The sequence below is a fragment of the Ensifer sp. GW823-FHT05D09 genome (assembly GCF_058795755.1).
Genome location: NZ_JBXAIA010000014.1, coordinates 81358 through 107186, shown reverse-complemented (window position 1 = coordinate 107186; position 25829 = coordinate 81358). Strand labels below are relative to the sequence as shown.

The 25829-nt window shown below is 61.9% G+C and carries 20 protein-coding genes; 2 read left to right on the top strand and 18 right to left on the bottom strand.

Translation table 11 applies throughout. The features are described 5' to 3' along the window. Nucleotides 1-105 precede the first annotated feature (105 nt). The gene (locus AC1Q80_RS28585) at nt 106-1743 is read right to left on the bottom strand and encodes an amidohydrolase (RefSeq protein ID WP_492362634.1); all 1638 of its coding nucleotides are present in this window, start codon (nt 1741-1743) and stop codon (nt 106-108) included. A gap of 456 nt (nt 1744-2199) precedes the next feature. Beyond that, a complete protein-coding gene (locus AC1Q80_RS28580) occupies nt 2200-3243 on the bottom strand; it encodes a class I SAM-dependent methyltransferase (protein ID WP_173421087.1) in 1044 nt (347 codons plus the stop codon). Between the two features lie 317 nt (nt 3244-3560). On the opposite strand from AC1Q80_RS28580, the gene AC1Q80_RS28575 reads away from it, so the two are divergent. After that, nucleotides 3561-5558, top strand: a complete 1998-nt coding sequence (locus tag AC1Q80_RS28575) for a putative bifunctional diguanylate cyclase/phosphodiesterase (protein WP_492362633.1) — start codon at nt 3561-3563, stop codon at nt 5556-5558. A 259-nt stretch (nt 5559-5817) separates the two neighbouring features. On the opposite strand, the gene AC1Q80_RS28570 is transcribed toward AC1Q80_RS28575, so the two are convergent. The 9 genes from AC1Q80_RS28570 to AC1Q80_RS28530 all read right to left on the bottom strand — a co-directional run bounded on the left by AC1Q80_RS28570 (nt 5818) and on the right by AC1Q80_RS28530 (nt 16069). Further along, nucleotides 5818-6990 (bottom strand): GAF domain-containing sensor histidine kinase, encoded by a 1173-nt coding sequence (locus AC1Q80_RS28570; RefSeq protein WP_492362632.1) that lies wholly within the window; start codon nt 6988-6990, stop codon nt 5818-5820. A 212-nt stretch (nt 6991-7202) separates the two neighbouring features. Further along, entirely contained in the window at nt 7203-7763 is a 561-nt protein-coding gene (locus tag AC1Q80_RS28565; protein ID WP_492362631.1) for a methylated-DNA--[protein]-cysteine S-methyltransferase, read from the bottom strand. A gap of 171 nt (nt 7764-7934) precedes the next feature. After that, a complete protein-coding gene (locus AC1Q80_RS28560) occupies nt 7935-8561 on the bottom strand; it encodes a dual specificity protein phosphatase family protein (protein ID WP_492362630.1) in 627 nt (208 codons plus the stop codon). A 17-nt stretch (nt 8562-8578) separates the two neighbouring features. Beyond that, nucleotides 8579-9469 carry an inositol monophosphatase family protein gene (locus AC1Q80_RS28555; protein ID WP_492362629.1) on the bottom strand — a complete coding sequence of 297 codons (891 nt, stop codon included), beginning with the start codon at nt 9467-9469 and terminating at the stop codon, nt 8579-8581. A 65-nt stretch (nt 9470-9534) separates the two neighbouring features. After that, on the bottom strand, nt 9535-10629 hold the full coding sequence (locus AC1Q80_RS28550) for an ABC transporter substrate-binding protein (RefSeq protein ID WP_492362649.1): 1095 nt from the start codon (nt 10627-10629) through the stop codon (nt 9535-9537). Between the two features lie 87 nt (nt 10630-10716). After that, nucleotides 10717-11850 carry an ABC transporter substrate-binding protein gene (locus AC1Q80_RS28545; protein WP_492362648.1) on the bottom strand — a complete coding sequence of 378 codons (1134 nt, stop codon included), beginning with the start codon at nt 11848-11850 and terminating at the stop codon, nt 10717-10719. A gap of 33 nt (nt 11851-11883) precedes the next feature. After that, nucleotides 11884-12948, bottom strand: a complete 1065-nt coding sequence (locus tag AC1Q80_RS28540) for an ABC transporter substrate-binding protein (RefSeq protein ID WP_209793088.1) — start codon at nt 12946-12948, stop codon at nt 11884-11886. Nucleotides 12949-13082: 134 nt separating this feature from the next. Then, a complete protein-coding gene (locus tag AC1Q80_RS28535) occupies nt 13083-14216 on the bottom strand; it encodes an ABC transporter ATP-binding protein (RefSeq protein WP_492362628.1) in 1134 nt (377 codons plus the stop codon). Continuing rightward, nucleotides 14216-16069: an ABC transporter permease gene (locus AC1Q80_RS28530; protein WP_173421094.1), complete on the bottom strand. Its 1854-nt coding sequence runs from the start codon at nt 16067-16069 to the stop codon at nt 14216-14218. The genes AC1Q80_RS28535 and AC1Q80_RS28530 overlap by 1 nt, the downstream gene beginning before the upstream one ends. Before the next feature lie 622 nt (nt 16070-16691). On the opposite strand from AC1Q80_RS28530, the gene AC1Q80_RS28525 reads away from it, so the two are divergent. Further along, on the top strand, nt 16692-17678 hold the full coding sequence (locus AC1Q80_RS28525; protein WP_492362627.1) for a LacI family DNA-binding transcriptional regulator: 987 nt from the start codon (nt 16692-16694) through the stop codon (nt 17676-17678). Nucleotides 17679-17782: 104 nt separating this feature from the next. Here AC1Q80_RS28525 and AC1Q80_RS28520 read toward each other — a convergent pair whose 3' ends face one another. The 7 genes from AC1Q80_RS28520 to oiaX form a co-directional block, all read right to left on the bottom strand. After that, entirely contained in the window at nt 17783-19426 is a 1644-nt protein-coding gene (locus AC1Q80_RS28520) for a Na/Pi cotransporter family protein (RefSeq protein ID WP_492362626.1), read from the bottom strand. A gap of 54 nt (nt 19427-19480) precedes the next feature. After that, on the bottom strand, nt 19481-19777 hold the full coding sequence (locus AC1Q80_RS28515; protein ID WP_173421098.1) for a MurR/RpiR family transcriptional regulator: 297 nt from the start codon (nt 19775-19777) through the stop codon (nt 19481-19483). Then, a complete protein-coding gene (locus AC1Q80_RS28510) occupies nt 19774-21495 on the bottom strand; it encodes a metallophosphoesterase family protein (RefSeq protein ID WP_492362625.1) in 1722 nt (573 codons plus the stop codon). Before AC1Q80_RS28510 ends, AC1Q80_RS28515 begins: the two co-directional genes overlap by 4 nt. After that, nucleotides 21495-22106 carry a dual specificity protein phosphatase family protein gene (locus AC1Q80_RS28505; protein WP_173421100.1) on the bottom strand — a complete coding sequence of 204 codons (612 nt, stop codon included), beginning with the start codon at nt 22104-22106 and terminating at the stop codon, nt 21495-21497. The genes AC1Q80_RS28510 and AC1Q80_RS28505 overlap by 1 nt, the downstream gene beginning before the upstream one ends. 79 nt (nt 22107-22185) lie before the next feature. After that, nucleotides 22186-23028 carry an inositol monophosphatase family protein gene (locus AC1Q80_RS28500; RefSeq protein WP_427858271.1) on the bottom strand — a complete coding sequence of 281 codons (843 nt, stop codon included), beginning with the start codon at nt 23026-23028 and terminating at the stop codon, nt 22186-22188. 99 nt (nt 23029-23127) lie between these two features. Further along, entirely contained in the window at nt 23128-24462 is a 1335-nt protein-coding gene (locus tag AC1Q80_RS28495) for a four-carbon acid sugar kinase family protein (protein WP_492362624.1), read from the bottom strand. A gap of 28 nt (nt 24463-24490) precedes the next feature. Next, the gene (gene oiaX, locus AC1Q80_RS28490; protein WP_492362623.1) at nt 24491-25747 is read right to left on the bottom strand and encodes a 3-oxo-isoapionate-4-phosphate decarboxylase OiaX; all 1257 of its coding nucleotides are present in this window, start codon (nt 25745-25747) and stop codon (nt 24491-24493) included. Nucleotides 25748-25829 lie beyond the last annotated feature (82 nt).

Genomic DNA, 25829 nt, shown 5'->3' with positions numbered 1-25829 from the left:
CCCCACGTGTTGTTTTGCTCATGGATGAACAAGATCGCGATCTCACCCGACCTCCCGGATCGGCTGAGATGCATGGAGCCGCAGCAGCGGCCCGGTCCGCCATTGTCAGGCGTTCAGTCGCTCGAAGACCACCTCGCCGCCCCTGATCGCCAGGGTGCAGCGCGTGTCGTTGAGGATGTCGTCGGGGCTCGCCGCCAGCATGTTCCTGGAGAACACCGCGATATCGGCAAGCTGTCCGGGAACGAGCCGTCCCTTGACCGTTTCGAGCTTCTGCGAGAATGCGCCGTATTCGGTGTAGACCTGCAGCGCCTCTTCGATCGAAACCCGCTCGCCAGCATCCATCACCGTGCCTTTGGCAGTCTTGCGCGTCAGCATGCTGTAGATATTGGGGAAGGGATTGGGGTGGCATACCGGCGCATCGCTGCCGGTTGCAGGCTTGAATCCCAGTTCCTTCCAGGTCTTCAAGGGATAGCTCGACAGCGCCCGTTCTTCGCCGAGCACCGAGACATAGGCGTCGCCGAAATCATAGATGAACACCTGTTGCGGACACGGATAGATGCCCGCCTTCACCATCCGCTGGTGTTGTGCGTCGCTCGAAAAGCCGCAATGCTCGATCCGGTGGCGGCGGTCCGCATCCGGCATCGCCTCAAGCGCTTTTTCGTAGGCCGTGATCAACTGATCGATTGCCGCGTCGCCGATGGCATGGCAAGCTAGTTGATAGCCCTTGGTGTGGGCGTCGAGCACCATCGCCTCGAGTTCCGCATCGGAAAGGATCTGCACGCCGGTGTTGTTGTCGTTTCCGAGGTAGGGGCTCGTCATCCAGGCGGTGCGGCCACCGGCCGAGCCATCGAGGAAGATCTTGACGGCGCCGACTTTCAACATGTCGTCGCCGACGCCGGAAACGAGCCCGGCCTCGTAGCTCTGCGGCACGATCGAGACCTTGGGATCGCCCAGCAGCACCAGCCAGGTGCGCACCGGTAATCTGTTTTGAAGCTTGGCCAGATTGTAGGCCTTGATCTCGTCGAACCCTGCGACCTGGCCGACGGCCGCGTCCATGACGCTGGTGATGCCGTAGGACAAAAGCAGATTGCCGCCGCTTTCGATCGCGTCGATCATCTCGTCGGTCGAGGCCTTTGGGATCGCGGCACGAACCAGCCCTTGTGCGTTTTCCGCGACAAGGCCGGTCAATGCGCCGGAGGCCTGTTCGATCAGTCCGCCTTCCGGCACGGCGGTGTTTTCGTCGACGCCGGCAAGACGGAAGGCTTCCGAATTGAAGATCGACACATGGCCGCAGGCGCGCACCACCATGACCGGGTGGTTCGGCGCAACCGCATCGAGTTCGGCGCGAAGCGGATGGCGGCCGGTGTCGAGCTTGGTCTGATCATAGCCGCGCGCCCGGATCCAGGTGCCGGGCGGCGTGCTTTCGGCCTGCTGCCTGATTGCCGCCAAAAGGCTTTCGAGGGTGGGGGCCGCCTGCGGCGTCGCATCGACCCAGTTCAACGTCAGACCGACGGAAATCAGGTGCAGATGTGCGTCGTTGAGACCGGGGGTCGCGAATTGCCCCTGAAGGTCGAGAAGCTCGGTCCGCTCGCCGCGATAGGCTTCCATCTCCTGCCTGGTGCCGGTTGCCAGGATCTTGCCCTGCCAGATCGCCAGAGCCTCTACGACGCCCTCCGCCAGCCCGCACCAAATCACGCCGTTGTGCACGATCCTGTCGGCATGAAAACACTGTCCCGCTGGCATCTAAGGCTCCTCTCCTTCGGCCGTCACTGCAATGCAAAGCCAGGCTTGGTCACAAACCGGGCTCTTGGCACAAACCGTGTCTCCCGCCCGCATCAGTTGCGCGCCGAAACTGGATCGATATCCGTTACGGTGCGCGCCCTGATCGGCCACAAGTTGTGCAGTTGGGGATGCTAGAGAAAAGGAAAGCGGCCCGCCAATGCATAGAATTTCAGGCGCTATGAAATAATTGCATAACGGCTCTGGGCCGATCTGTTGACCATCCCGAGGCTGCACCGTGTGGTGAAGCACGTTCCCATGGAGAGTTCGAGCGTGGCACGTTGCACGCAAACAGCGCTGCCGGCGACCGGAGCCGACCCGGATGCGACATGGTCAGCGACAGCGAAACCAGCGCCAATACCGCACGAAAACGGCGCGCGCCAAGAATGACGCGCGCCGTTGTTTCTTCGTCAGTCGCAATCAGGCGCGCTTTTGCACCGTTGCATAGACCACGTTGCGGTTTTCCCCGAACGTCACATGCGTTTCGAAGTTCGAGCCATCGACGCTTTCGTTGACAATGCGCCACATGTCGGATTGCGAGCGAAGCAGCAGCGCCCAGTTCATGAATGTCTCCATGTAGCCGTCGACGCCGATATCGGTTGCGAAATTGGCGAAGAGAAAGACGCCGTTGGGCTTCAGCATCTGCAGGCAGCGGCGCGTGAGCTTCACCGCGACGTTGTGTGGGAGGTAATCATAAAGTCCGGCCGCATAGACGAAGTCGAATTTGCCGAGCTTGTGCGCACGTGTGAGGATCCCGCGAACGGAGCCGTCGATTGCCTCGACGCTCGTTCCCCGGAAGTCCCTGGTGATCGATCCAACGCTGAACGGATCCTGATCGAGCGCGACCCAACGCTTGATGCGCCCTTCCTTCAGGGCAACGGAACGGTTCGCCTCGCGCAGATGACCCGCGGCAATCGTCAGGACTTCAGCCTCTCCGCCGCGCTCGGCCGCGATCTGATCGACGTGCTGCGTCAGCAGGTCCCGCCGTTCCCGCACCGCAACCGACGACGAAGCGTCCTTGGTGTAGTCATAGAGCGCCTTGCCCACCGGCGATGCCTTGGCGATCTCGCCGGCGACGCTCGGGTGACCGTAGATGAAATCGAGCAATTGCGCGTCGCCGGAGTAGCCCCGCGGCTTTTCGAAGGACCACCGGGTAAAAGGGTCCTGGAGGAAGAAATCCGACACTGGATGATTCTGCGCGATCGGAATCAGTTCCTGCCAAACACTGGGATGAAACTTTGCACGCGTCTCGTGAAGTGCTCCCGCCAATCGATGTATTATCTTCTTGGGGTCCAGTTCTTGGGCAAATTGCTGCTGTGCAATTTGGAGAATCAGGGCGAGTTCGGCTTTTCCTGTTGCAAACTGCTCATCATAAAACTCACTTCTTGACGAAGTGAACTCGGTTGCGATTGACTGGGGAGTAATAAGACTTTCGCCATCGAATACGATTTGAAGCTGGCTCACGCAAAACCCATCCGTTTAATGATCTGTTAACGTTATGGGTAACAATGCGCGAACTGCTTCTCGAATTGCAAGTTTTTGTAGAGTATATGGTAAATTCTGGCGGATCCGTATCCATTCGGATACACCCATGTGCCGGCCGTCAGTCTCGGCTAATTTATCAAAATTTAATGGGCGTCTTCTACGATGTCGTTGAGGCTTGCTCGTCCTTGTTGTGGTGCCAATCGGATGGCAAGCATGGAGTGTACAAAGCAACGCCCAGGGATGGAAAAGCGAGAGCATGTTTCCGTTGAGCGCGACGTAACTCTCTGGACCGGTGCATGAAGCAAACCTTGGCCGACGTCGTTGAGATAGATTTGCATAAGCAGCCGCACAGGCCGCTGCCGGCGGAGCTACGCTCACTTTATCGCCAGGAAGGCGAAACGGCGCGCCGGGAAGCGACGAGAAAAGGCCTGTGGATCGCCGTCGCGGTCTATCTCCTGTTTTCGATTACCGACTTTCTGCTCATCTCCGACGTCGCTCACTACACGATCGCCTCGCGCTTCGTGGTCGGCGCGGTCGCTCTTGCCGTTCTGGAGATCCAGATCCACTTCAGCGTCAAGACGGACTGGTTGGACAGGACGTGCTCGGGCGCGCTTGTGTTCGGCTATCTCGGCTGGCTGATACCGGCAATGATGACGGCGCACACGCAGAACATGTCCTACTACATGATCTTCGGCGCAATCTTCATGATGGGCGCGAACCTGTTCTTCATCTTCCAGTTCCGTCTGTCGGTAATCTCGTCGGGCATTATTCTGGGCGCGTTCTTTCTCGACCTCATCTACTTCTCGCCCCAGAACCCCTATTACCAGCTCGCGTTCGGCACCTTCTATGTCTCCTGTTTCGTGTTCACCTCCTACGTCAACTGGAAGCTCAACCGCGAACGCTACAAGGTCTTCCTCAACGCGTTCGAGGCAAAGGTCCAGCAGCGGGAGGCGACCGAGCGCGGGAAGGCACTGCTCAGGCTCTCCAACACCGACTCGCTGACCGGGCTCGACAATCGCCGGGCGGTCGATCAGAAGCTGCGCGAATACTGGAGCGACTGGCAGAAGTTCGGTGACAGTTTCGCCGCGATCCTGATCGACGTCGATTTCTTCAAAAAATACAATGACTGCTACGGCCATCAGGAAGGCGACCGCTGCCTCATTCTCGTGGCCAACACGCTGAAAGACTCGATCGGGCAGTTCGACGCATCCATCGGTCGTTACGGCGGCGAGGAATTCATCATCCTTGCGCGCGTCGAGACCCGCGAAGAGGCCGCCGATCTCGCCGATGCCATCTGCCGCACGGTGCAGAGCCTGGCGTTGGTGCATGGACAACGCCGGGACGGCACGTCCATAGTCACGGTGAGCGTCGGCGCCGCATTCACCAGGCATCAGACGGGCTCAAAGCTCGAACGGATCATCCACGAGGCCGACAGGGCGCTTTACGCCGCCAAGGCAAGCGGCCGCAACTGCGCCAAGGTCTTTGACCCGAACGACCCTCAAACCAGCGACGAGAGCGAGAACATTGCCGCGCTCTTGAAGATCGCAACCAATGAAGATCTGGTCTCCCTCGTCTACCAGCCGATCAAGAATGTCGCGACCGGCCGCATCGAGGCTGTCGAAGCGCTAATGCGGCTGAGGATGCTGGATGGGGCTGCGGTTCCCCCAAGCCTTTTCATCCCCATTGCAGAACGCACCGGTGCCATCATCGATCTCGGGCGCTGGGCGATCCGCACCGTTTGCCGCGAGCTTCTGGCGCACGACCACGTGCCTGTCGTCAGTGTCAATGTCTCGCCGATCCAGCTGAAAACGCCGGGTTTCGCAACATCCGTTGCCGCCATCCTTGGTGAAACGGGCGTTGCCGGCGGCCGGCTCGCCTTCGAAATCACCGAAGGTCTCGAGATGGAGATGCACTCGGACGTGCTGCGCTGCATCAGCGACCTCGAGACGCTCGGCATCCGCATCTGGCTCGACGATTTCGGTACCGGCTTTGCCGGTCTGTCCTGGCTCCGGCTGATCGATTTCGATACCGTCAAGATCGACCGTTCGTTCCTGCACGATTGCAGCACGCCAAAGGGCAAGGCGATGCTGAAGGATATCATCGGGTTGGTCAGGAATCGCGGCCACAAGATCCTGGTGGAAGGTGTCGAAACCGAGGAGCAAATGGCGCTGATGCGGGAATTCCGCATCGACCATGTCCAGGGCTTCCACGTCGGCCGGCCTGTGCCCGCGGAAAGCTATCGCCTGACAGCTGATCTCGAGCAGCGCCCGGCCGGCCTCGTCAGGCCAGCCTAGAGGCTCATATCCGCCTTCGATGATCTCACGTGAAAGCGGGATCCTGCAGACGGCCACCATTTTTCAGATTCGTTCGCTGCTTTTTTGAATGCCGCACATCTTTGCGACGTATATTTCCGAAACGTCTGGACGCGTCAGCCTTGGCGAACGAAACCCACGGACCGTTCACGTCTCCTGCATCGCCCGGCCCAGCCGAAGCAGTGTTGGCCGAGGCAGTGCTGAACGTCAGCGGCTCACGTCAAGAGACGTGGCAACCCGCTCAACACACTGGCACGTTCAGTGTAAACTTGGTTTCTTCCGACGTTGAGGAAACGCTGATCCCGCCGCCATGAGCTTGAGCAATCTCGGCTGCGATGTAGAGCCCCAGGCCGAGGCCTTGCAACTTGCCCTTTCCTTCGCGCCGCTTGAACGGCTGGAAGAGCCGAGGCAGATCTGCCTCTGCTATCGGTTCCCCCGTATTGGCGATCCAAAGCTCGAGCGTGCCGCCGCGTCGCGCGGCACCGATGCGGATCGGTTTGTCCGCGGCGCCATGCGTCAAGGCGTTGCCGAGCAGATTGGAAAAGAGCTGACCAATGCGCTGGTGATCCAGCGTGATCGGTTCATCAAGCGCAAGATCGGCTTCGATCTGCCTGTCCGGATAGATGCTCCGGTGCTCGGCCACGATCTGCATGAGCACGGGGGTGAGCGGCCGACTGGATCGGTTGAGCCCTATGCCGCCGCCAAGCCTGCCGCGGGCGAAATCCATCACATTGTCGATGAGGTTTGCCATTCGATCGACACTCTGCTGCATCAGCGAGATCACAGCGCTGGACTTCGGCGCATGCTCCTCACGTGCCAGGATGCGCGTGCCGGCCGAGATCGATGCAAGCGGATTGCGCAGATCGTGACCAAGGATTGCAATGAATTGATCCCTGAGTTCCGAGGTCTCGATTTCGCGATCGAGCTTCAGTTTTGCATCAGCGATATCGGCCCGAGCATCCAGATGCCGGGCGATCAGGTCGGCGAACAGCCGGAACATGCCCACCGTCACAGAGCCGCTGAGCTTGGCCGGGTTTGGGTCGATGGCGCAGAGCGTGCCGAAGAACACATTGCCGCGCAGATAGATCGGCACCGAGATGTAGCTCTTGAAGCCATATTGCAGCGGCGTGTGGTGGTTCGCATAGGCTTCGCTGGCATCGACGTCGTCGATGACCACAAGCTCGCCACTCTGGCGGATTTCGTGACAGATGGTGGTCTCGACCTGCAATTCGCCGCCGGTACCGAGCCCGAAATCGATGAGATCAAGCGTCTGGCAGGCGACCCAACGCTCCTGCGTGACCCGGGCAATAGCGACAAACCCCATCCCCGTCGATTGCTGAATCACGTCGAGAATCGTCGGGACGACCGAGATGCTGGCAACGGCATCCAGGTCTGCTTGAAAATCATGCGCCAATGCCTGATGTCTCCCGAGGTCGCTTTTCAATCCTCTGTATAGGCGATTGATCGGGTTTCTGAAACAGACATGCCGCCGCCTCAGCGCATGTGTGGCTCATCCCCCATCTTTATCGCGCCGTGCTTAGAAGGCCTGCATTGACCGCGGCGACGTCGACCAGTTGTTTGGGCGATGCCATCGGCGCGGTGTTCTCCCCTCGCAGGCGACCGTGATCAGAAAAGCGATTGCTGCGCGGGCTCAGGCGGGCCGAGATGCACGCCTTCGAGTTCGAGCATGCGGATCTTCGATGTCGAACCGCCCGGAGCCGAAAAGCCGCCGACCTTGCCGCCGGCGGCCAACACCCGGTGGCAGGGAATGATCAGCGCCACCGGGTTCTTCGCCATCGCCTGGCCGACGTCGCGGGCAGCTTCGGGACCGACGCCAAGCTCCTTTGCCAGGGCGCCATAGGTGGTGGTCTGCCCCCAACCGAGCCTGCGTGCGGCGGCATAGATCCGCTTGAAGAACGGATCCTGGCCTTCGAGGTCGAGCTTGATGTCGGTGAAATCGACCTCTTCGCCGCTGAAGTAGCGTCGAACCGCGGCAACTGCGTCGGCGACGTCGCGCGTCGGCGTACCCGGCTCGCCGGCAACGAGCCGGCGCAGCAGCAGCCGTTCGGTCTCTTCAGTCTTTTTGGTCGGCAGCTGGAAACGGGTGATGCCGACGGCGTTCCAGGCGATGCCGCAGAATCCGGCGTCGGTTTCGAAGATAAGGTAGCTGTGAACAGTCTGCGCCATCGCACCGTCCTCACGTTTCATACCCAATGAAAATCGTGCGGACGGCCGGCGAATTCAACCCGATTCCTGCGCTCAAAGGCAATCACCAACAGGCATCAGACCAAACTGGCCGGCAGATCTGCGTCACCACGCTCAGATCGGGAGCAGCCCGACGCCGAAGCGGCAGCGGTCCTACTTTGCGTCGATCATCTTCGCCCAGCCTGCTGCGCGCTCGGCTGATTCGATCAGCACTGCCTTCGGCGCCTTGTACCATTCGTTCTCCGGCAGGCCGCGACGGTTGCGCACGAAGGCGATCGCCGCATCCAGCGTCGGGAACTCGGCCGGCAGGGTCAGGTGCAGAAACAGCGATACGACGATGACCGAACGCGACCGCCCTCCGCGGCAGTTGATCAGAATGTTGCCCATCTCGCGGCGCGGATAGGACGGTTTTTCCGGCAGAACCTGCTCCAGCGCGGCGCGCAGGATGTAGTGGGCTGCCAGCATCTGCGTGTCGGGATTGCCGCCGCCGTCGATCAGTCCGATCTTGTAGTAACGGATCTCGCCCGGGCCGTAGACGCTGCCCTCATGGTCCGACACCAACTGCGCCTGGCGGACGAAATTGAAATCGAGGTTGACGGCGCAGTTGACGACGGTGGTGATGCCGTTCTGCCTTAGGAGATCGAGGTCGCTCGTCCCTTCTTTGCCGGCAATATAGATATCGACGCCATAAAGCGGGTGCTGTTCATAGACGAGGCTGAGCTTGGCAAGTTCGGCCGACGCCTGTGGCTTCGTCTCGGTCTCCCGGATAATGTCCAACATCTTCTCCTCGTGCCTTTTCAGCTTGCCGCCGCGGCAATGCGTTTGTCCGAGATCGCCCGCGCGACGCGCTGCAATGTCGGATAATTTGCGCCGGCGCCTGTGGCGATATAGCCGGGACACATGAAGTCGGGCGCATCCGCCGGCACCTTGCCGAGCGTCAGCGGCTCGTAACGGCCGCCGGCATTCTTCAAGATCAACGTCGCCGCCGCCACATCCCAGGAATTGACCCCGAAGCCGGTCGCCGCATCCGCCCAGCCCGCCGCCACATGGGCGATGCTGAGGGCGGCACTGCCCGGCCGCCGAAGTGTTGAAAATGTCTCCACGAACTCCCCGAGATTGGTGAGCGCGGCCTCACGGCCATCGAGGCGGAAATCGCGCGACACGGGATAGCCGGTAATCAGCGTTGCCCGGTTCTCGTCATCGACCGCTTGCGAGGAGATAACCGCTCCATTGAGATAGGCGTGCTCGAGATCGGCGGAAAACATCAAGTCGGCGACCGGATCATAAACGACGCCGGCAACGACCTCCCCCTGTTCGACGGCGGCGATCGACACGCACCAGAACGCCAGTCCGCTGGCGAAGTTCGAGGTGCCGTCGATGGGGTCGACATACCACTGGATATCGCCGTCGCCCACTTGTCCGCCCTCTTCGCCAAGCATGGCCGAATTCGGCTCCTGCGCAAAAATGAAATCGCGAATGGTGGCTTCGGCGCGCTTGTCATGAATGGTGACGACATCATGCAGGTCGCGCTTGTAGTCGACCACCATATCGGAGCGGAAGGCTTTCAGCAGTGGATTGCGCACTTCGTCCGCGGCCCCGCGGGCAATCGCGACAAGACGCCTCGACCGCTCCAGCCGTTGTTCGGGGCCTGCCGTCGGCAAGGTCGCTGCGGGGAGACGCTTTTCCATGTCGTTCTGATCCATTCGTTATCGAGAAAGGCCGGCGCGCCACCCGATGGCGCGCCGGCATTGTTTCACTTGCTGTAGTTCACACGCCAGAAATCCTGCCACTCCTCGCGCCGGTCGAAGTCCTCAAGACCGGTCGAAGAATTGTAGCCGAACAGGCGATCGGCGACCGTCATCAGTCCCGAGGGCTCGTCAGCCGGCATCTTGATGTCTGTGTTGGTCGGCAGCTTGCCGTCCTTCATCTGCGGTGCGATGCCTTCTTCCGTCAGGATGTAGTGGATGAAGAGCTTTGCCGCATTCGGGCTCTGCGTCTTCGTCGCGATCAGGCCGAGCTTGACGTAGGTCCAGCCGACCCAGGGATTGAGATCCTTGCAGATACCGAGCTTGTAGCCCTTGCCTTCGTTGTCGCGGAATTTTGCCGACGAGAGCAGGCCGAAGAAGGGCTCCTTCTGTCCAGCCGCCCCGACCGCTTCCGCCACCGGGTCGTCACCGTCCGTGACCAGAGGGGCGTTCTGCGCCAGTGCCTTGATCCAGGCAGCCGACGCACTCTTCTCCTCGGTTGCCAGGTCCTTGCCGAAATAGGTCTTGTAGGCGCCGGCGACCTTGTCGTCGGCGTGCTTTTCCATCTGGTTGAACCAGTCGGTATAGGTGCCCTTGGTCAAGGGGTCGACGAGCGCAACCTTGCCCTTCCACTTCGGCTCCGTCAGCTCCCAGATATTGGCCACCGGGCATTTGTCGTAGGCTTCGGTGTTGTAGGCCCAGACGTTGGCGTTGGTCGAAATCGCCAGCGGGTTCTGGAACTCCGCCGGGATTTTCGCGACCATGTCGGCCGGCAGGTAGCTCTCGACGAATTCCTGCGGCAGGAGCTGCGCGAGTGCTGCCGGCGCATCGGTGATCAGCGCGACATCGCCCTGCACATTGCCCGCCTGGCTCTCCCGGATGATCATTTCCAACTGGCTGTTGGCCGACACTTTGACGCCGGTCGCCTTGACACCGTACTTGGCGGTAAAGCCCTCGGCCATTTCGACGATCTTGCCGGTGCTGTCATAGACGTTGATCGGCTTTTCCGTCTTTGCCGCGGCAATCAGCGCATCCAGATCGAGGCCGTCAGCCGCATGGGCCTGTGCCGAAAGCAGGCCGGCTGCCAACGCCGCCGCCGTCATCGTCATGCCACGCACTCTGTTCTTTTCCGTTGTCATCGCTTCCCCTCCCAAGGAAACAGCGCTCGGTGATCGGCACCGCCCGTCACGTCATTTTCGGTGGTTTATTCTCCAGAGGTCCTGCCAGGCCTCGCGCTTGTCGAGGTCGTCGCCGGCCGTTGCGGCATCGAAGGCCATCAATTGATCGAGATACTTCGCAACGCCCGAGGGTTCATCGGCCGGCAGGCCGATCGTCGAGTTGCCCGAAATCTTCCCGTCTTCGGTCTGAGGCGCGATGCCCTCTTCCGTCATCAGGTAACGGACAAATAGCTTGGCGGCATTGGGGCTCTTGGTCTGGCCCGCGATCAGGCCGAAGCCCGGATAGAGGAATCCGGAAAACGGCTCGACACCGGCGCAGATGCCGAGCTTCAGGCCCTTCGTCAGGTTGTCGCGATACTTCGCCGTCGAGGTGATGACGAAGAACGGCTCGGCCTGCCCCGGCGCGCCGGCGGCATTGGCGACCGTCGTGGAATCCGCCAGCAGCGGGCCATTTTCGGCAAAGGCCTTGACCCAGGCAGCCGTCGCGCTTTCGCCGTTCGTCTCCAGCTTCTTGCCGTAAAGGCTTTGGTAGGCGCGGGCGACATCGGCGTCGCGGTGCGTCTCTATCTGATTGAACCAGTCGGCATAGAGCGGCTTGTCGAACAGATCGAGCATCGCCAGCTTTCCGCGCCATTGCGGCTCGGTCAGCTGCCAGATGTTGGTCACAGGGCACTTGTCGTATTTCTCGGTGTTGTAGGTGAAGACGTGAGGGTCCGAGACAACAACAAGAGGATTGCGTTGCTTTTCAGGAATATCCTTGGCGAGATCCGGAGGCGTCCAGCTGGTGGCAATGCCTTCCGGCAGCAACTGTCCGATTGCCGATGCCACGTCGGTTGCCACGCTGACGTCGCCGAGGATGTTGCCGGCCTGGTGTTCGCGGATCATCAACTCCACCTGCGTGGCTTCGTTGACCTTCTTGCCTGTCGCCTCAACGCCGTATTTTTCCGAGAACTCCTTGGCCGTGTCGACGATCTTGCCGGTGACGGCATAGACGGTGATCGGCGGCTCCTTCTTTGCCGCCTCGATCAGGGCGTCGAGGTTGAAGGCTTCTTCAGCCTTCGCCGGCCCACAGGTCAGTGTCATGGCAGCAAGGCTACCTGCGACCGCCCAGGCTAATGGGCGGTCGCGCAACGCGCTGCGTTTCATTTCTGTCATGTCGTCACTCTCCCGGCTGAGCCATCACTTCTGGTAGTTAACCCGCCAGAAATCCTGCCAGGTTTCGCGCGCATCCCAGTCGTCGAGGCTCGTGTCCATCTGGTAGGGCAGAACCTGGTCGAGAACCTTGCCGATGCCCGAGGGCTCGTCAGCCGGAAGTGCGACGTCGGTGTTTGTCGACATCTTGCCGTCGGCCGCCTGCGGCGCGATGCCTTCCTCGGTCATGACGTAGTGGATGAAGAGTTTCGCCGCGTTCGGGCTGTTGGTACCCTTGGTGATCAGGCCGACGCCCGGATACATCCAGCCGAGCCAGGGCTTCAGGTCGGTGCAGAGCCCGAGCTTCATGCCCTTCTCGGCATTGTCGCGGAATTTCGCCGAGCTCATCAGCCCCATGAACGGCTGCGACTGGCCCGGTGCACCGACGGCATCGGCAGCCGCGGCATCCGCATCCGTCAGAAGCGGCGCATTGGCGGCAAGCGCCTTCACCCAGGCTGCGGTCGCGCTGCCGTCGTCGAGTTCCAGTTCCTTGCCGTAGAGGTCTTTGTAGGCGGCTGCGACCTTGTCATCGCCATGTTTTGCCATCTGGTTGAACCAGTCGACATAGGACGCCTTGCCGAGCGGGTCCTGCATGGCGACCTTGCCCTTCCACTCAGGGCCGGTCAGCTGCCAGATGTTGGTGACCGGGCACTTGTCGTAAAGCTCGGTGTTGTAGGCCCAGACGTTGGCGCTGGTCACGACCGTCAGCGGGCTCTGGTACTGCTGCGGGATCTTCGAGGCCATGTCCGGCGGCAGCCAGCTCTCGGCAAAGCCCTGCGGGATCAGCTGCGCCATCGCTGCCGGCGCATCGCTGATGATCGACACGTCGCCCTGGATGTTGTTGGCGCGCGCCTCGCGGATGATCATTTCCAGCTGCGCCGTCGCCTTGACCTTGGAGCCTTCGGCTGCGACGCCGTACTTGGCCGAAAAGGCCTTGGCCATTTCGACGATCTTGCCGGTGCTGTCATAGACGGTGATCGGCGCTTCCTTCTTGGCCGCTTCGATCAGGGCATTCAGATCGAAGGCCTCCTCAGCCATCGCCTGCCCGGCCATGAGGCCGGCAAAGGCCGTCGTCCACAACAGGCAGCGCCTGGTATTGTCTGTTTTTCCATTCTTCCGAAAATGCATCGACTGCTCCTCCTCAGTAAGCGGTGTTCGTCTTTCGGTTGATGCGATCATTAATGTCGTCAGTTGAGCTTCGCGCTGCGCAGCAGCTTGTCTGCCTCGGCAATGCGCTGGCCGTCCTTGTCGAAGACGTGCAGCGCCTCCGGTGGCGCGAAGAAGCGGACCTTTTCCCCGAGTTCGAGCCGCGGCAGCGCATGCGTCGTCAGGAACAGCGTGTGGCTGTCGCTCTTCAGCTCCAGGATCCAGCTGCCGCCGGTCGGCAGGATGCCGGTCACGACCATCTTGCCGCTGAAGCTGCCCTGCGGAACGTCTTCCTTCCTTGTCGCGTAGCTCAGCGCTTCCGGGCGAATACCGACGGAGCCGATGCCGCGCAGGCTGGGGTAGCGGGCGGAGAGGTAAGCCTCGACCTCTTTGGCAACATCCGACGTGCCCTTCTTGTCGAAGGACAGGATGTTGATCGGCGGGCTGCCGACGAATTCGGCAACGAAGCGGTTGGCGGGGCGATCATAGATGTCGTTCGGCGTGCCCATCTGCTGCAGCGTGCCTTCGTTCATGACGGCGATCGTCGTCGCCAGCGTCATCGCCTCCCACTGGTCGTGGGTGACGAAGACGATCGTCGTCTTGAATTCCTTGTGCAGGCGCTTCAGTTCGGCGCGCATCTCGAGCCGCAGCCGCGCGTCGAGGTTCGACAATGGTTCGTCGAGAAGCAGCACGCCCGGATTGACGGCAAGCATGCGGGCAAGGGCCACACGCTGCTGCTGGCCGCCCGAAAGCTGCGACGGGTAGCGGTCGCGGTACTTGGCGATGTCGAGCGCCTGCATGACCTTTTCGACCCGGGCCTCGCGCTCGGCCTTCGGCAGCTTGCGCAGCCGCAGGCCGAAGTCGGTGTTGCGCTCGATGGTCAGGTGCGGCCAAAGAGCGTAGCTCTGGAAGACCAGGCCCATTTCCCGCTTCTCAGGCGGCACGAAGACGCCTTCGAAGATGGAATCAACCACCCGGTCGCCAATGCGGATCTCGCCGCCCGACAGGTTTTCAAGACCGGCGATCATGCGCAAGGTCGTCGTCTTGCCGCAGCCCGATGGGCCGAGCAGGCACATGAATTCTCCGTCGCGGATTTCCAGATCGAGGTTGGAGACGGCATTGGCGGAGTTGACGCCATAATTCTTCTGGGCGCCGCGCAGATTGATAGTGGGCATCAGCTTCCGAGTCCTTCTGCAAGATTGGTCTTGGTCAGCTTCTGGGCTGCCAGAGTTCCGAGATAGGCGATGGCCGCGATGATCAGCACGACCGCGTTTGCCGCCTGGGTGTAGTGGTAATCGACAAGCCGCAGCGAATAGGTCGTCAAGACGTCGGTGCTGGGCACGGCGAGGATGACGAACAGGCTGAGGCCCTTGATGCCGGAGATGAACGGCAGCAGCACACCGGTGACGAGCGAGCCCTTCTGGATCGGGATGACGATCGACATCATCCGCCGGAACCAGCCGGCGCCGGCGATCTGGGCTGCCTCTTCCGGGTCCTTGCCAAGCTGGGTCATCGCCGAGATCCCGGCCCGCGAGGCGTAGGGCATCTGGTCGGCCATCAGCGCCAGCACCAGGATGGTGACCGTGCCATAAAGCGCCGGCATCGGGCCTCTTGGAACCGCAAAGAGCGATAGGTAGGCGGCAGCAAAGGCAATGCCGGGCACCAGATAGGGCAGGAATGTCACCTGGCGCAGATAGACCGACAGCGCGCGAACCGGGGTGCGGATGACGACATAACCGACAAGCAGGCCGAGGATGCCGGACGCGATAGAGGCGAGGCCGACGATCATCAGCGTGTTCTTGGCGGCCGCCCAGAGATCCGGGCTCAGCAGCACGCCGGTCTGCAGCGCCACCGTGTGCAGGTCCTGGCCAATCCAGTAGTCGAGCGTGAAGTTGTCGAGCGTGAACTGTGCCGGCAGCTTCATGACCGTCGACAGGAACAGGGTGAGCAGCGGCAATCCGACGCTCAGCATGAAGATTGTTGCGGCAAAACCCGTTGCGGGCAGCCTCAGTTTGCCGAGCCGGCTCTGCCGGTTCATCGAGCCCTTGGAGCCGATGGTGACGAAGCGGCGCGCTTCGCGCACCAGTCGGGCATCGATCATCAGGGTGATGATGCCGATCAGCATGATGGAGGCGGCAACGACACCGGCGACACCTGTCTGGCGTGAGGCGATGCTGCGGAAGAGCGAGGTGGAGAGCACCTCGAACTTGACCGGCAAGCCGAGCACATAGGGCACGCCGAACTCGCCCAGGCACTTTGCAAAAATCAGGATCATCGACGACATCAGCGCCGGCCGCATCAGCGGCAGGATGATCTGCATTGCCACCTGGTAGCGCTTGGCACCGAGGATGCGGGCAGAATCTTCGAGCTGGGAATCGAAGCGCCGCAGCGCCGAGCCGAACAGCAGGATGACGAAGGGGGTGTAATGCAGGGCAAGGATGATGGTGATCGGGAAGCGGCCATAGGCAACCCAGTCCGGCGGCGTCCATCCGAGCGCCTCGAACCAGCCCGGCTGGCCACCGACCGTGCGGTTCTTGAACAGGGTCGTCCAGGCGAGCGCGAAGGTCCAGGCGGGAAGCATGTAGGGCACGATCAGCGCGGTCGCGAACCAGCGCCGTCCGAACATGTCGGTGCGGCTGATCAGCCAGGCAAGAATTGTCCCGATCAACAGCGACAGCAGGATCGCGCCGACGGCAACCGACAGCGTGTTAAACAGAGGTCGCCAGAAGAGATCGACGGAGACCGGGGACGTGAATGTCCGGTCGAGATAATAGAGCGTCAGGTCGCCGAAATCCTTGCCGAGCCGGCGCTCATGCCCGAATTGCACTCGCACCGCATCGAGCACGATGGAGATGATCGGCACGACGATCAGATAGGTGAAGAGCAGCGCCGTCAGCACGCCGATCAATGTCGTCGGCTCCCGCGAGGCGACCTTCAACCGGTATCGCCAGACCTGCCAGGCCGAAGGCGCGGACGCCTCGCCGCCCGCTGTCGGCGACGCCTTCGCTGAATCACTTAGAAAAGCCATGCTCTGTCCCCTTGAGATCCCGCCTCGCAACACGATCCGGCTGTGCGCCGGGCGCCTCGCGGCCGAGCCAACATGCGAACGGGGAGATCAGGCAAAGTCGCACGGGCACCCACCCCCGCCCCATGTCGGGCTAGGCAATCTGCCGCGAAAACGCGATGCGTCGTCATCGATCCAATCCTCCCTGTTCGCGACCGACCCCGTTCAAACGATCCTGTCCGGATCGGGTCCTATGGCCTCCAGCCACTCCTCAGAAGCTGTCGCCAACACCACGAACATAGGCGGAACGAAAATTCCATTTCGGAGCCGCCTATGGAATGCATGATCCATTGAGAGGCTTCGCTTGTCAACAAAAAAATGCACACGTGAGCAATGATCTATACCATTGTTTTTATTGATTATATTTTTGCCATTGCACGACTTTCTTCGAACACGTGATCACTGCGCCGCGACCATCAGGCGAGACGGCACCAGCGGCATGCGGAACGTCGAGGCAAACAGCCGGGTTTGCAGCGCGCGCGAGGCGTTCGGCAGCCAGCACCAACCAAGGCCAACGACACTTTTTCGTTGGAATGAAACGGCTTTTGTGGCCCAGATGACCCCGAACTGATTCTTGAGGAAAACCATGGCACGAGGGTTCGTTACGGCAGAGGAAGTCGCAAAGCGTGCGGGCGTATCGCGCTCGGCGGTCTCGCGAACCTTTACACCCGGTGCCAGCGTTTCCCAGGCTGTCCGGCGCAAGGTGCTGAAGGCTGCGCGCGAGCTCGGCTATCGAGTCAACCGGCTGGCTCAAGGATTGAACAACGACCGCTCCAACCTGATCGGCGTCGTCGGCACCAATCTCAGCGCGCCCTTCATTTCCAAGCAACTCGATCTCTTGAGCATCGGCCTGCTCCGGCGCGGACTTCAGTGCCTGCTTTTGAATGCCGCCGATGCCCGCAAGGATATCGCACCGCTGATCGAACTGCTGTTCGAATTCCGTGCCCAGGCGATCGTCGTGCTGTCCGGCGAGCCTCCGTCCTCGATCGTCGACGAGTGCATCGCCAATGGTGTGCGGCTGATCCTGGTCAATCAGCGGCTTGACCGAACCGACACCAACATGGTGCTGAGCGACGATTCGCACGGCGCGGATCTTGCCGCGCTTCGGCTGATTGCCGCCAAATGCCAGAAGGTTGCGGTCGTCTCCAGCGCCAGCCAGACGCCCGCCCAGGTCCGCCGGGCAACGGCATTTACACAAAGGATGCAGACGGCCGGCGTCGAAGTGGTCGCCTGGTCGGACGGTCCGACCGGCTACGAAAGCGGCTATCAGGCCGGTTGCGAAATCTTGCGCGACAAGAAGATCGACGGGGCATTCTGCGTTACCGACCTCCTGGCGCTCGGCTTCCTAGATGCCGCCCGGATCGATATGCATCGACGCGTGCCCGAGGATGTCTCGGTCATCGGCTTCGACGATATTCCGCAAGCAGGCTGGAAGAGTTATGAGCTGACGACAATTGTCCAGTCCCTGTCGACCTTGACCGACAATGTGCTGACGGCGCTTGAAACGGACGAACCCGCGACCCGGCTACAGGTGGTGCCCGTCTCGATGATCGAGCGCAAGACGGTGCGCTAGAAGCATTTCCAGGAAAAGTGCAAAGCGGTTTTCCGTCTGCACATGCGTAAAAGACGATAAAGCATTTCCGCGCTTCCGCTGAAGTCGGAACGCTCGGGACGAACCTATCCGGCCCGGCGGATGCGGCTTTCAATCAGCAGGCCGCTGTCGTCGAGGATTGGGTGCGCAACCGATGCGATGTGGGCGTTGATGCGCTTGAGGTCGCGCAACATGTCGAGGTGCAGCGAACTGGTCTCGATGCTTTCCGCCCGGCCGTCGCGCAGGCGCTGCAGGTGCCGATCGGCCGATTGCCGCTCGAGCCGGCGCACATCTTCCTTCACTTCCACCAGCCGCCGCGCCAGACCTGCATCGCGCGTTGCAAACACCGTCTGTGCCATGCGCAGATTGTCGAGCGTAATCGCAAAGAGCCGCGTCAGTTCCTCATGACCATCCCGCGAAAACGCCAAGCCGCGCGAAATCTTCTTTGCCAGTTCGGCCAGCAGACCCTTTTCGATGATGTCGCCGATATGCTCGAGATTGATGGCGTAGTCGACGACATCCATTGCCCGCCGCCGGTTGTCTTCTCCGATCTCCGCCTGGCCGAGGCGCGAGACATAGACCTTGATCTGATGCTGCAGCCGGTCCACCCGGCCCTCGAGCGTGCTGATGCCGGCCAGTTTCGAGGGGTCCGCATGTTGGAGCGCGTCGCTGGCCTGGACCAGCATGCTCTCGATCAGATCGCCGACGGCCAGGACCTCGCGGCTGGCGCCGGCAAGGGCTGCGACCGGCGTCGAGAGCTTTTCCTCGTCGAGATAGCTCGGCACGTCCGACATCCGCGCCGCGTCCGGCAACAACCGCGCTGTCAGTGCTGCGAGCGGTCGCGACAGCGGCCAGGCCAGCATCGCTAGCGCCAGATTGAAGATGAGGTGGGCATCGACGGGCAGCTTGTCATGCGACAGCGGCAGGATGTCGAGAAATTGCGCGGAGTAGCCGGCAAGCGGCAAGGCGACGAGGCAGCCGATGGCGCGCACGATGAGATTGCCGATCGTCACGCGCCGGGCGCTGATCGGTGAGCGCAACGTCGCCAGAACCGGCGGCACGGCGCCGCCGAGATTGGCACCAAGTACCAGGACGATAATGAGCCCCGTGGAAATGCCGCCCGTTGCCGCAAGCGACAGGATGAGGACGACGACGGCAAGGCTCGAGGATGCCAAGACCGCCAGCATGGCCGAGAAGACGAGCGCGACAGGCCAGGCATTGTCGAGCATCGCGAGGAAGGCCGAAAGCGCCGCAGATGCGCGCAATGGTTCCGTTGCAAGACCGATCAGATGCAGCGACAACAGCATCAGCCCAATGCCGACCAGGGCAGCACCACCACCCTTTCGCGCATTCGAGGTTCCGCGCGACAGGATAACGCCGACCAGAATGAGAAGTGGCGAGAGCCAGCCGATCCCGAGCGACACGATCCACGCCGTCATCGCAGTGCCGACATTGGCGCCCAGAAGCACGATCTGCGCCATACGCGGCGCCACGAGATTGCGTTCGGCGAAAGACGCGATCATCAGCGCCGTCGCGGTCGAACTCTGCAGCGCGACCGTTGCGAAAAGACCGGAGAGAAAGGAGCGCACGCCGTCGCGCGTCCCGGCGGCCAGTCCGGACTTCAGCCTGGCGCCGAAGGCGCGCTGCACGCCATTCTTGACCTCAGACAGCCCGAACAGCAGCAACGCCACGGCGCCGAAGAGATTGATGCTGACGATGGTCGATTCCATGAACGCACTCCAGTCGAACGATCTTTTCTGCCCGTCGCCGCGCCGGGCGTCGTTTCACTGCCTGCCGCGCCGCAACTCCTCGCGGAACAACTGCTGAAACGCGGCATACTTCTCGAAGCCCAGATCGCTGATCAGCCGCATGACCGTCGTGGTCGAGACGCCGGCCCGCTCAGCCACTTCCCGTGCGCTGGCAAAGGCGATGTCATAGGGATGGGACAGGGCAAACTTGGCGACTTCGAGCCGCCCGCCCTTGAGCCGGCGGGCGCCAAGGCGAAATGCCTCCTTCAACTCCGGGACGCTTGCCGGCGGCTTCAGCCTCCAGCCGGGCAATTCAAGCGACTGCTCGTTCATGGGCAAACAACCTCCTTCGCGTCTCGCTGAAAGGTGATCTCGATCTGCCGCGCACCGTTTTCCGCCCGGTCGAGAAAGGCAGCAAACGCACCCAGGAAGATCGACAGGAAGCCGGCGACAGAACCGTCCCACCCTGTTTCCGGCGCGCGGCCGAAGTTTATGGAAAGGGCGCGGTAAAGTCGCAGCTGCGCCTGCGGTATCGCAGGCAGCGCCAGGTGAGCCGCCTGGCGCAGGCAGTACCAGTCGGCGATGACATCAATCATGCGGCAGGCCGCGACTTGTTCGCTCGACATTCCGCATGTTTTTGCAAGCGTGTGCAAAGCATGGACCGCCGCGTTGGCATCGACAAGCTCCGCGCAGATACCTGCAAGCGTGGCTTTCGAGACGCGGTTCACCACATCCTGCGGCCACTCCTTGGGGAAATAGCGGTGGTGAACCAATGCCACCTTATGAGCCCGCAGGAAGGCACCATAATCCTCAGCGCCGAAAGCGAGGTCGTCCGCTTCCGCGAGCTGCTCCGTCTCGCGGCGATAGGCCGGCGCCAGACGCGGATCCAGAGCCGCTGCCTGCAGCTCGACGGTATCAACAACGATGCCGTCGTTCACCGGCTGAATGATCTTGAAGGCCGGCGGATAGGCGACCAGCGAAGGCACCGCCACATTGGTGATCTGACGCTCGGCAGGCCCGCGCCGCGTTACGCCCTCGACATGAAGATGACCGCTGAAATGTACGGCGAGCCCGGCGCCAAGCAGGGCATCGGCGACAGCCTCGCGCGGCGTGCGCCGGGCGACATTGGTTTCCCCGAAAAGAACCCGCTCGGCCCCGGTCGCGCCATCGAACGGATCGAGCGCCGGATAGTGCGAAAAGGCGAGCACGGTCTTGCCCAGCACCTCTGCCCGCGCACAGACATCGGCTATCCACGAGACGATGAAGGGTTTCAGGCGCAGCATGGCGTTCCAGCCGGCAGCGGTGCTGTCGACGAAAGCGGCCTCCTGGCCGCCTTCAAACGTGCCATCCCGTGGCTCGAACACATTGGCGTCAATCATCAACAACCAGATGCCCGGCTCCGGCTCGACCAGATAGGAGGCGTCCATCAACGCATGGCGGTTGCTTCCATCCGGCGAAGCCACCTCGTAACGGCGGCTTTCGGCATCGTCGGAAAGCCCGAACGGCGTTTCCCAATGCAGGTAGTCCGGCTTGCGAAAATAGCCGTAGGCAGCCATCGGACCGAGCCCGGACGGGTAGCCCTCGCAATACATGCGCTGAGTCACGACCGCGCCCTCGGCCGTCGATGCCAGATCACTCGTCACCCAGACGCCGCGGCCGGCCTGATCCAGGAACTCCTTGGTGTGGTTGCGCCCCGCCGGGCCGAAAATGTCGTGGTTGCCCGGAAGGGCATAGAAGACGGTGCCATGCTCGCTCGCATGCCGATCGAGGATGCGGCGCAGGCTCGCAGTCGTCTGCCGCTGGCCGTCGTCGGTGTAGTCCCCGAGCAGCACGACATGTCGGATGCCACGCTCGCGCACCGCGTCCAGCGCCACCGAAAGCGCCCTGGCGCTCTCGTTGAAAACACGGGTCGACTGCCGCGTTTCCGCCCAGCTGCGAACCATCATCCGCTGGCCGTCGACGGTTATGCCGGGGAAATCGAAGTCGCCTTCAAGGTCGTGGAAATGCGCGTCGGCGATAACGGCGATGCTCGGCTGGCTGCGTTTCAACATCAGTCCTGCCCGGATGTCTTGCCGGCGATCATGTCGATCCATTCAGACGCACGGCGTGCCGCGTTGTAGAGCATCGGCTTGGGGGTCTCGAACCATTCGTCGGGACGCAATTCGCGATGTTCGCGGATATGGGCGACGGCGGCGTCGAGCGTCGGGAACAGTTCCGGCTGCTGCTTGTGCAGGAACAGCGCCACGAGCGAGACCGACCGACTGCGTCCGCCGCGGCAATTGACCAGCACATTGCCGCCATCCGCAAAGGGATAGGTTTCACGCTTCGGCATCGCCTGACGCAAGGCGCCATCCAGGATGTAGTAGGCGCCGAGCATCATGGTATCAGGGCTGCCTTCTCCGTCGATCAGGCCAAGCTTGTAGTAGCGAATGTCGGCATAGCCGCTGGGCCGCAGATCGCCGCCACCGTCAACGTCGGCCTCACGCACCCAATTGATATCGAGATTAATCGCGCAGTTGACGACCACAGAGATGCCGTGCCGCTTGAGCAGATCAAGATCGCGTGCGCCATCGCTGCCGCCGATATAGAGGTCTGATTTGTGCGGACCCAGGCCCTTGGCGATCAGGCTGATTGCCGGTCGCGCGTAAACAGGTGCATCCATGCCGTTTCCTTTCGAGGTCGGGCGGCGCCGAGAGACATGCCACCCATAATTCTCAGTCTTTATTCTTTGACGCGGTCGCTCATGCGAGCCGGAGTTCAGCCACTGGCGCGTCCGCCGACGCGATCGGTATCCGCGACGCCTGGCTGATCCCCGGTGCAATACCGGGGGCGGAAGCGAGAACCGGCCCGCCATGGCGAAGACTGCCGATTTCCATGAAGGGGCAGACGTCGCCGCCGGCCTCGGCAACCAGCAGCAAGCCGGCAACGCAATCCCAGGAGTTCATGTGCAGCTCGATATAGGCATCGGAACGACCGTCAGCGACATAGGCGAGCGCCAGCGCGCCTGAGCCAGCCCTGCGGACATTGGTGCCGAGCGCCAAGAGGTCGCGGATGGTTTCAAGGTAGATCTCGTTGGACACACGGCCGGACCAGCCCATCTCCACCGACGCAGTCTCGAACGCTGTAGTCGCCGAGACTGTAATCGGCTGGCCGTTGCGGGTCGCACCGACGCCACGCTCGGCAAAATAAAGCTCGTCCAGCGCAGGATTGTAGATGGCGCCGATCTCCGCCCGGCCGTTTTCGATATAGGCGATCGAAATGCAGAAATGCGGGATGCTGCGGGCGAAGTTGGCCGTGCCGTCAACGGGATCGACCACCCAGAGACGATTGCTGATCGAGCCACCGCCTTCCTCACCGAAGAAGCCGTCGTCGGGAAAGTGTTCGGCAATCGCCTTGCGAATATGCGCCTCGGATGCAGCATCCGTCTCGGTCAGAAAGTCCTGCGGACCCTTCATCGAGAAGCCGCGGCTCGCACTCTCCTCGAAGCCACGCAGCACGAGCGCACCGGCCGACAGGATGACGTCGCGGCAGAGCTTTGCCCGACCCTGCAGATCGTTCGGATAGAATGGTCGTTCCAGGTTCATTCGGGCATGGCTCCTTTGCACACGCGAGCATCTTTGCACACGCGTTCATTGGTGACAAGCCCCATTCCCGGCTTCAATCGCGAGGATGGACGGGAACGTCTAAGCCACGCGGCCATCGCGGATCATCGAGAAGTAGTCGTCCTGGCCGATCTGTCCGCCCTTGAGCGAGATTTCGAGGCCATCGACAGCGGGATCGCGGCTATGCGCGACGCAAAGCGGCGAGCCAGGAGATTGCGGCAGCGGCAACCGCAGCGTCAGGGCGTCAACCGACAGCTTGCCGAGCGCGTGGCTGGACGTGTCGCCGCCGGCGATGACGGCGCGACGAAGGCCGGCACGCGTGACAAGCTGCTGCAGCAGTGCTCCCAACCGCTCCCCAAGCCGATGGCGGGAGCCGTCCTCCAGCGACAGGGCAGCGCCACGATCGGCCGCCGGCCCGAGGGCCGTATAGAATATCACGCTACGACCGGATGCGAGGCCCTGCAGACCGCGTACGACTGCGGCCTCGAGAGCCGCAGCTCCATCCACGCCTGCAAAATCCACCGCATCGAGCGCGATCCCTTCGAAACCATTGTCGACCGCATGACGGATCTGCCGCTCGGTCGTTGGCGACACGCTGCCGGATACGACCGCAATCTGATCGACGCGCCCGACCGCAGCGAAAGTGGGTGCCGCACGCAGCAGGCCAAGCCGTTGCCATTCCCTCACCAGCGCATACTCCACACCCGACGATCCGCAGACGAACTGGCCAGACGCCGCCTTCAAGCGCCAGAGCTGACGCCCGACGACCGCCTGGCTCTCTTCATCCGCCACGTCGAACAGAACGATATCGTCGCCGGCTGCAAAAACCCGATCGCTCGCCGCATCCGCGTCAGCCGCCTTAAGCGCCGCAAGGTCGACAAGGCCACAGCGAAGTGCCGTCTGCGACACGAGGTGGAGGCGAACATCCGCCTCGTTCATCGGCGTTACCGGGTGCCGGCTCATGACGGGATGGCGATCGATCCGGTAGGTCTCACCGCGATAGGCGGCAAACAGATTGCCGAACGCGGTATAGCGGCGGATCTGCGGCGCGCCGATGACGAGCGGCACCGCCGCCGCGCCGAAAATGTCGCGACCGATTTCGATGGCCTTGCCGATGCTGCCGAGCTGCGGGCTGGAATCGAAGGTCGAGCACACCTTGTAATGTGTGATCGCCGCACCGAGAGATTTCAGCCAGGAGAAGGCGGGAGCGAGATTGTCGTCCATCCAACCCGGCGTCTGGCTGCGGCTCGTGCCGGCAAGACCCAAGGCAGGGCAATGCGAAAAGCGATCAAGGAGTGAAGCATCCGGGATCTTCAGGAACAGCGCCGTGTCGACGCCCTGAGACGCAAGCGCCTCCATCACATCGGTGGATCCGGTCAGGTCGTCGCCGTAAAAGCTGAGCAAAGGTGTCTGCATGGAGGATCTCGCTGCGATTTGCGTTCGCTCAGGCGCCCTTGCCATCGGCGAACTTTTCAAGAGACTGGGCAAGCTCAATGTGGTCGCGGGCATAATCGGCCAATGATATGCCGGCAACGGCCGCCTCCCAGGCCTGACGAACCGCCCGGACGCCCGCCCCGGCACCGCCAGGGTGGCTGACGATGCCGCCGCCGCAGAGATAAAGAAGGTCCGTCGATCCGCCGGTCCGCATATAGGTGTCGGGGGCCTGACCACCCCATTGCCCGGAGCCGACGACCGGCAGCGGGCAATCCTGCGGCGCAAACAACGGCGTGCTGACGGCCTTGAACGATTTCACGAAGCTGTCGTCCGGCTCCCAGTACTTGACGCGGATGCCATTGATCTGGAACTGATCGACACCGAGCAGGCGCCAGAACTGCTGCCACACGGAAAATTCCATTCCGAGTCCGCCGTGACGGGTCAGGACATCCCAGCCATTGCGGTGGGCGTGCAGGATGAGCTTGGACCGTTTGCGCAGGAAGGCGACGCCGCCCATGCCGATGGAGTTGATATTGACGACGGCAGCGTTGCCATCGGCAGCAGCAACCAGATCGTGATTGCGCATCATTTCGTCGGGATCCGCGTGAGAGATGCCGAAGGCATACATAACCTTCTTGCCGGTCTTCTGCTCGTGATCGAGGATTTTCGGCATGATTGCCGCAACCCGGTCCTTCAGCGGGGAGTAGGCCGGGCTCATCAGCTTTTCGTCGTCCTTGATGAAATCCACCCCTGAAGACAAGAGTTCGCCCACCAGTTCCGCCGTCTCCTGCGGCCGCAACCCAAGCGCCGGCTTGACGATCGTGCCGATGATCGGCCGCCCCGCAACGCCGGTCAGCCGCCGGCTGCCATCGACGCCGAATTGCGGTCCGGGGTGGGCGGCCGCGAACTCTGGCGGCAGTTTCATGTCGACGACGCGGATGCCGGTCATGCCCTTGATCGAATAGACGCCACCAATGGCGATCGTCATCAGCGCCGAAAGGTCAGTGCCAACGGCATCGAGCGGAAAACAGACGTCGACATCCGCCCGGTTGAAGCGCTTCGCCTCCCCGGCTTCCTCCGGCAGAGATGGCCGGTCTGTCGGCTCAAGATGCCGGATGGCGACGACACGCGCGGCCACCCGCGCTTTCAGTTCCTCGGTTTCTCCGGGGACGGCTACGAAGGTCCCGGTCGACTGGTCGCTGGCGATCTTCGCGGCGAGCGCCTCCACGTCGCCGGCGCTCTCTATCCGGTAGGTCATGCGTATCACGGGCGGTTCTCTCTTCGGCTCGAAAGGAGTGGCTCTTGCCATCAAACTGGTATAATGAGTATCTCAGTTGTGCAAGAAGAAT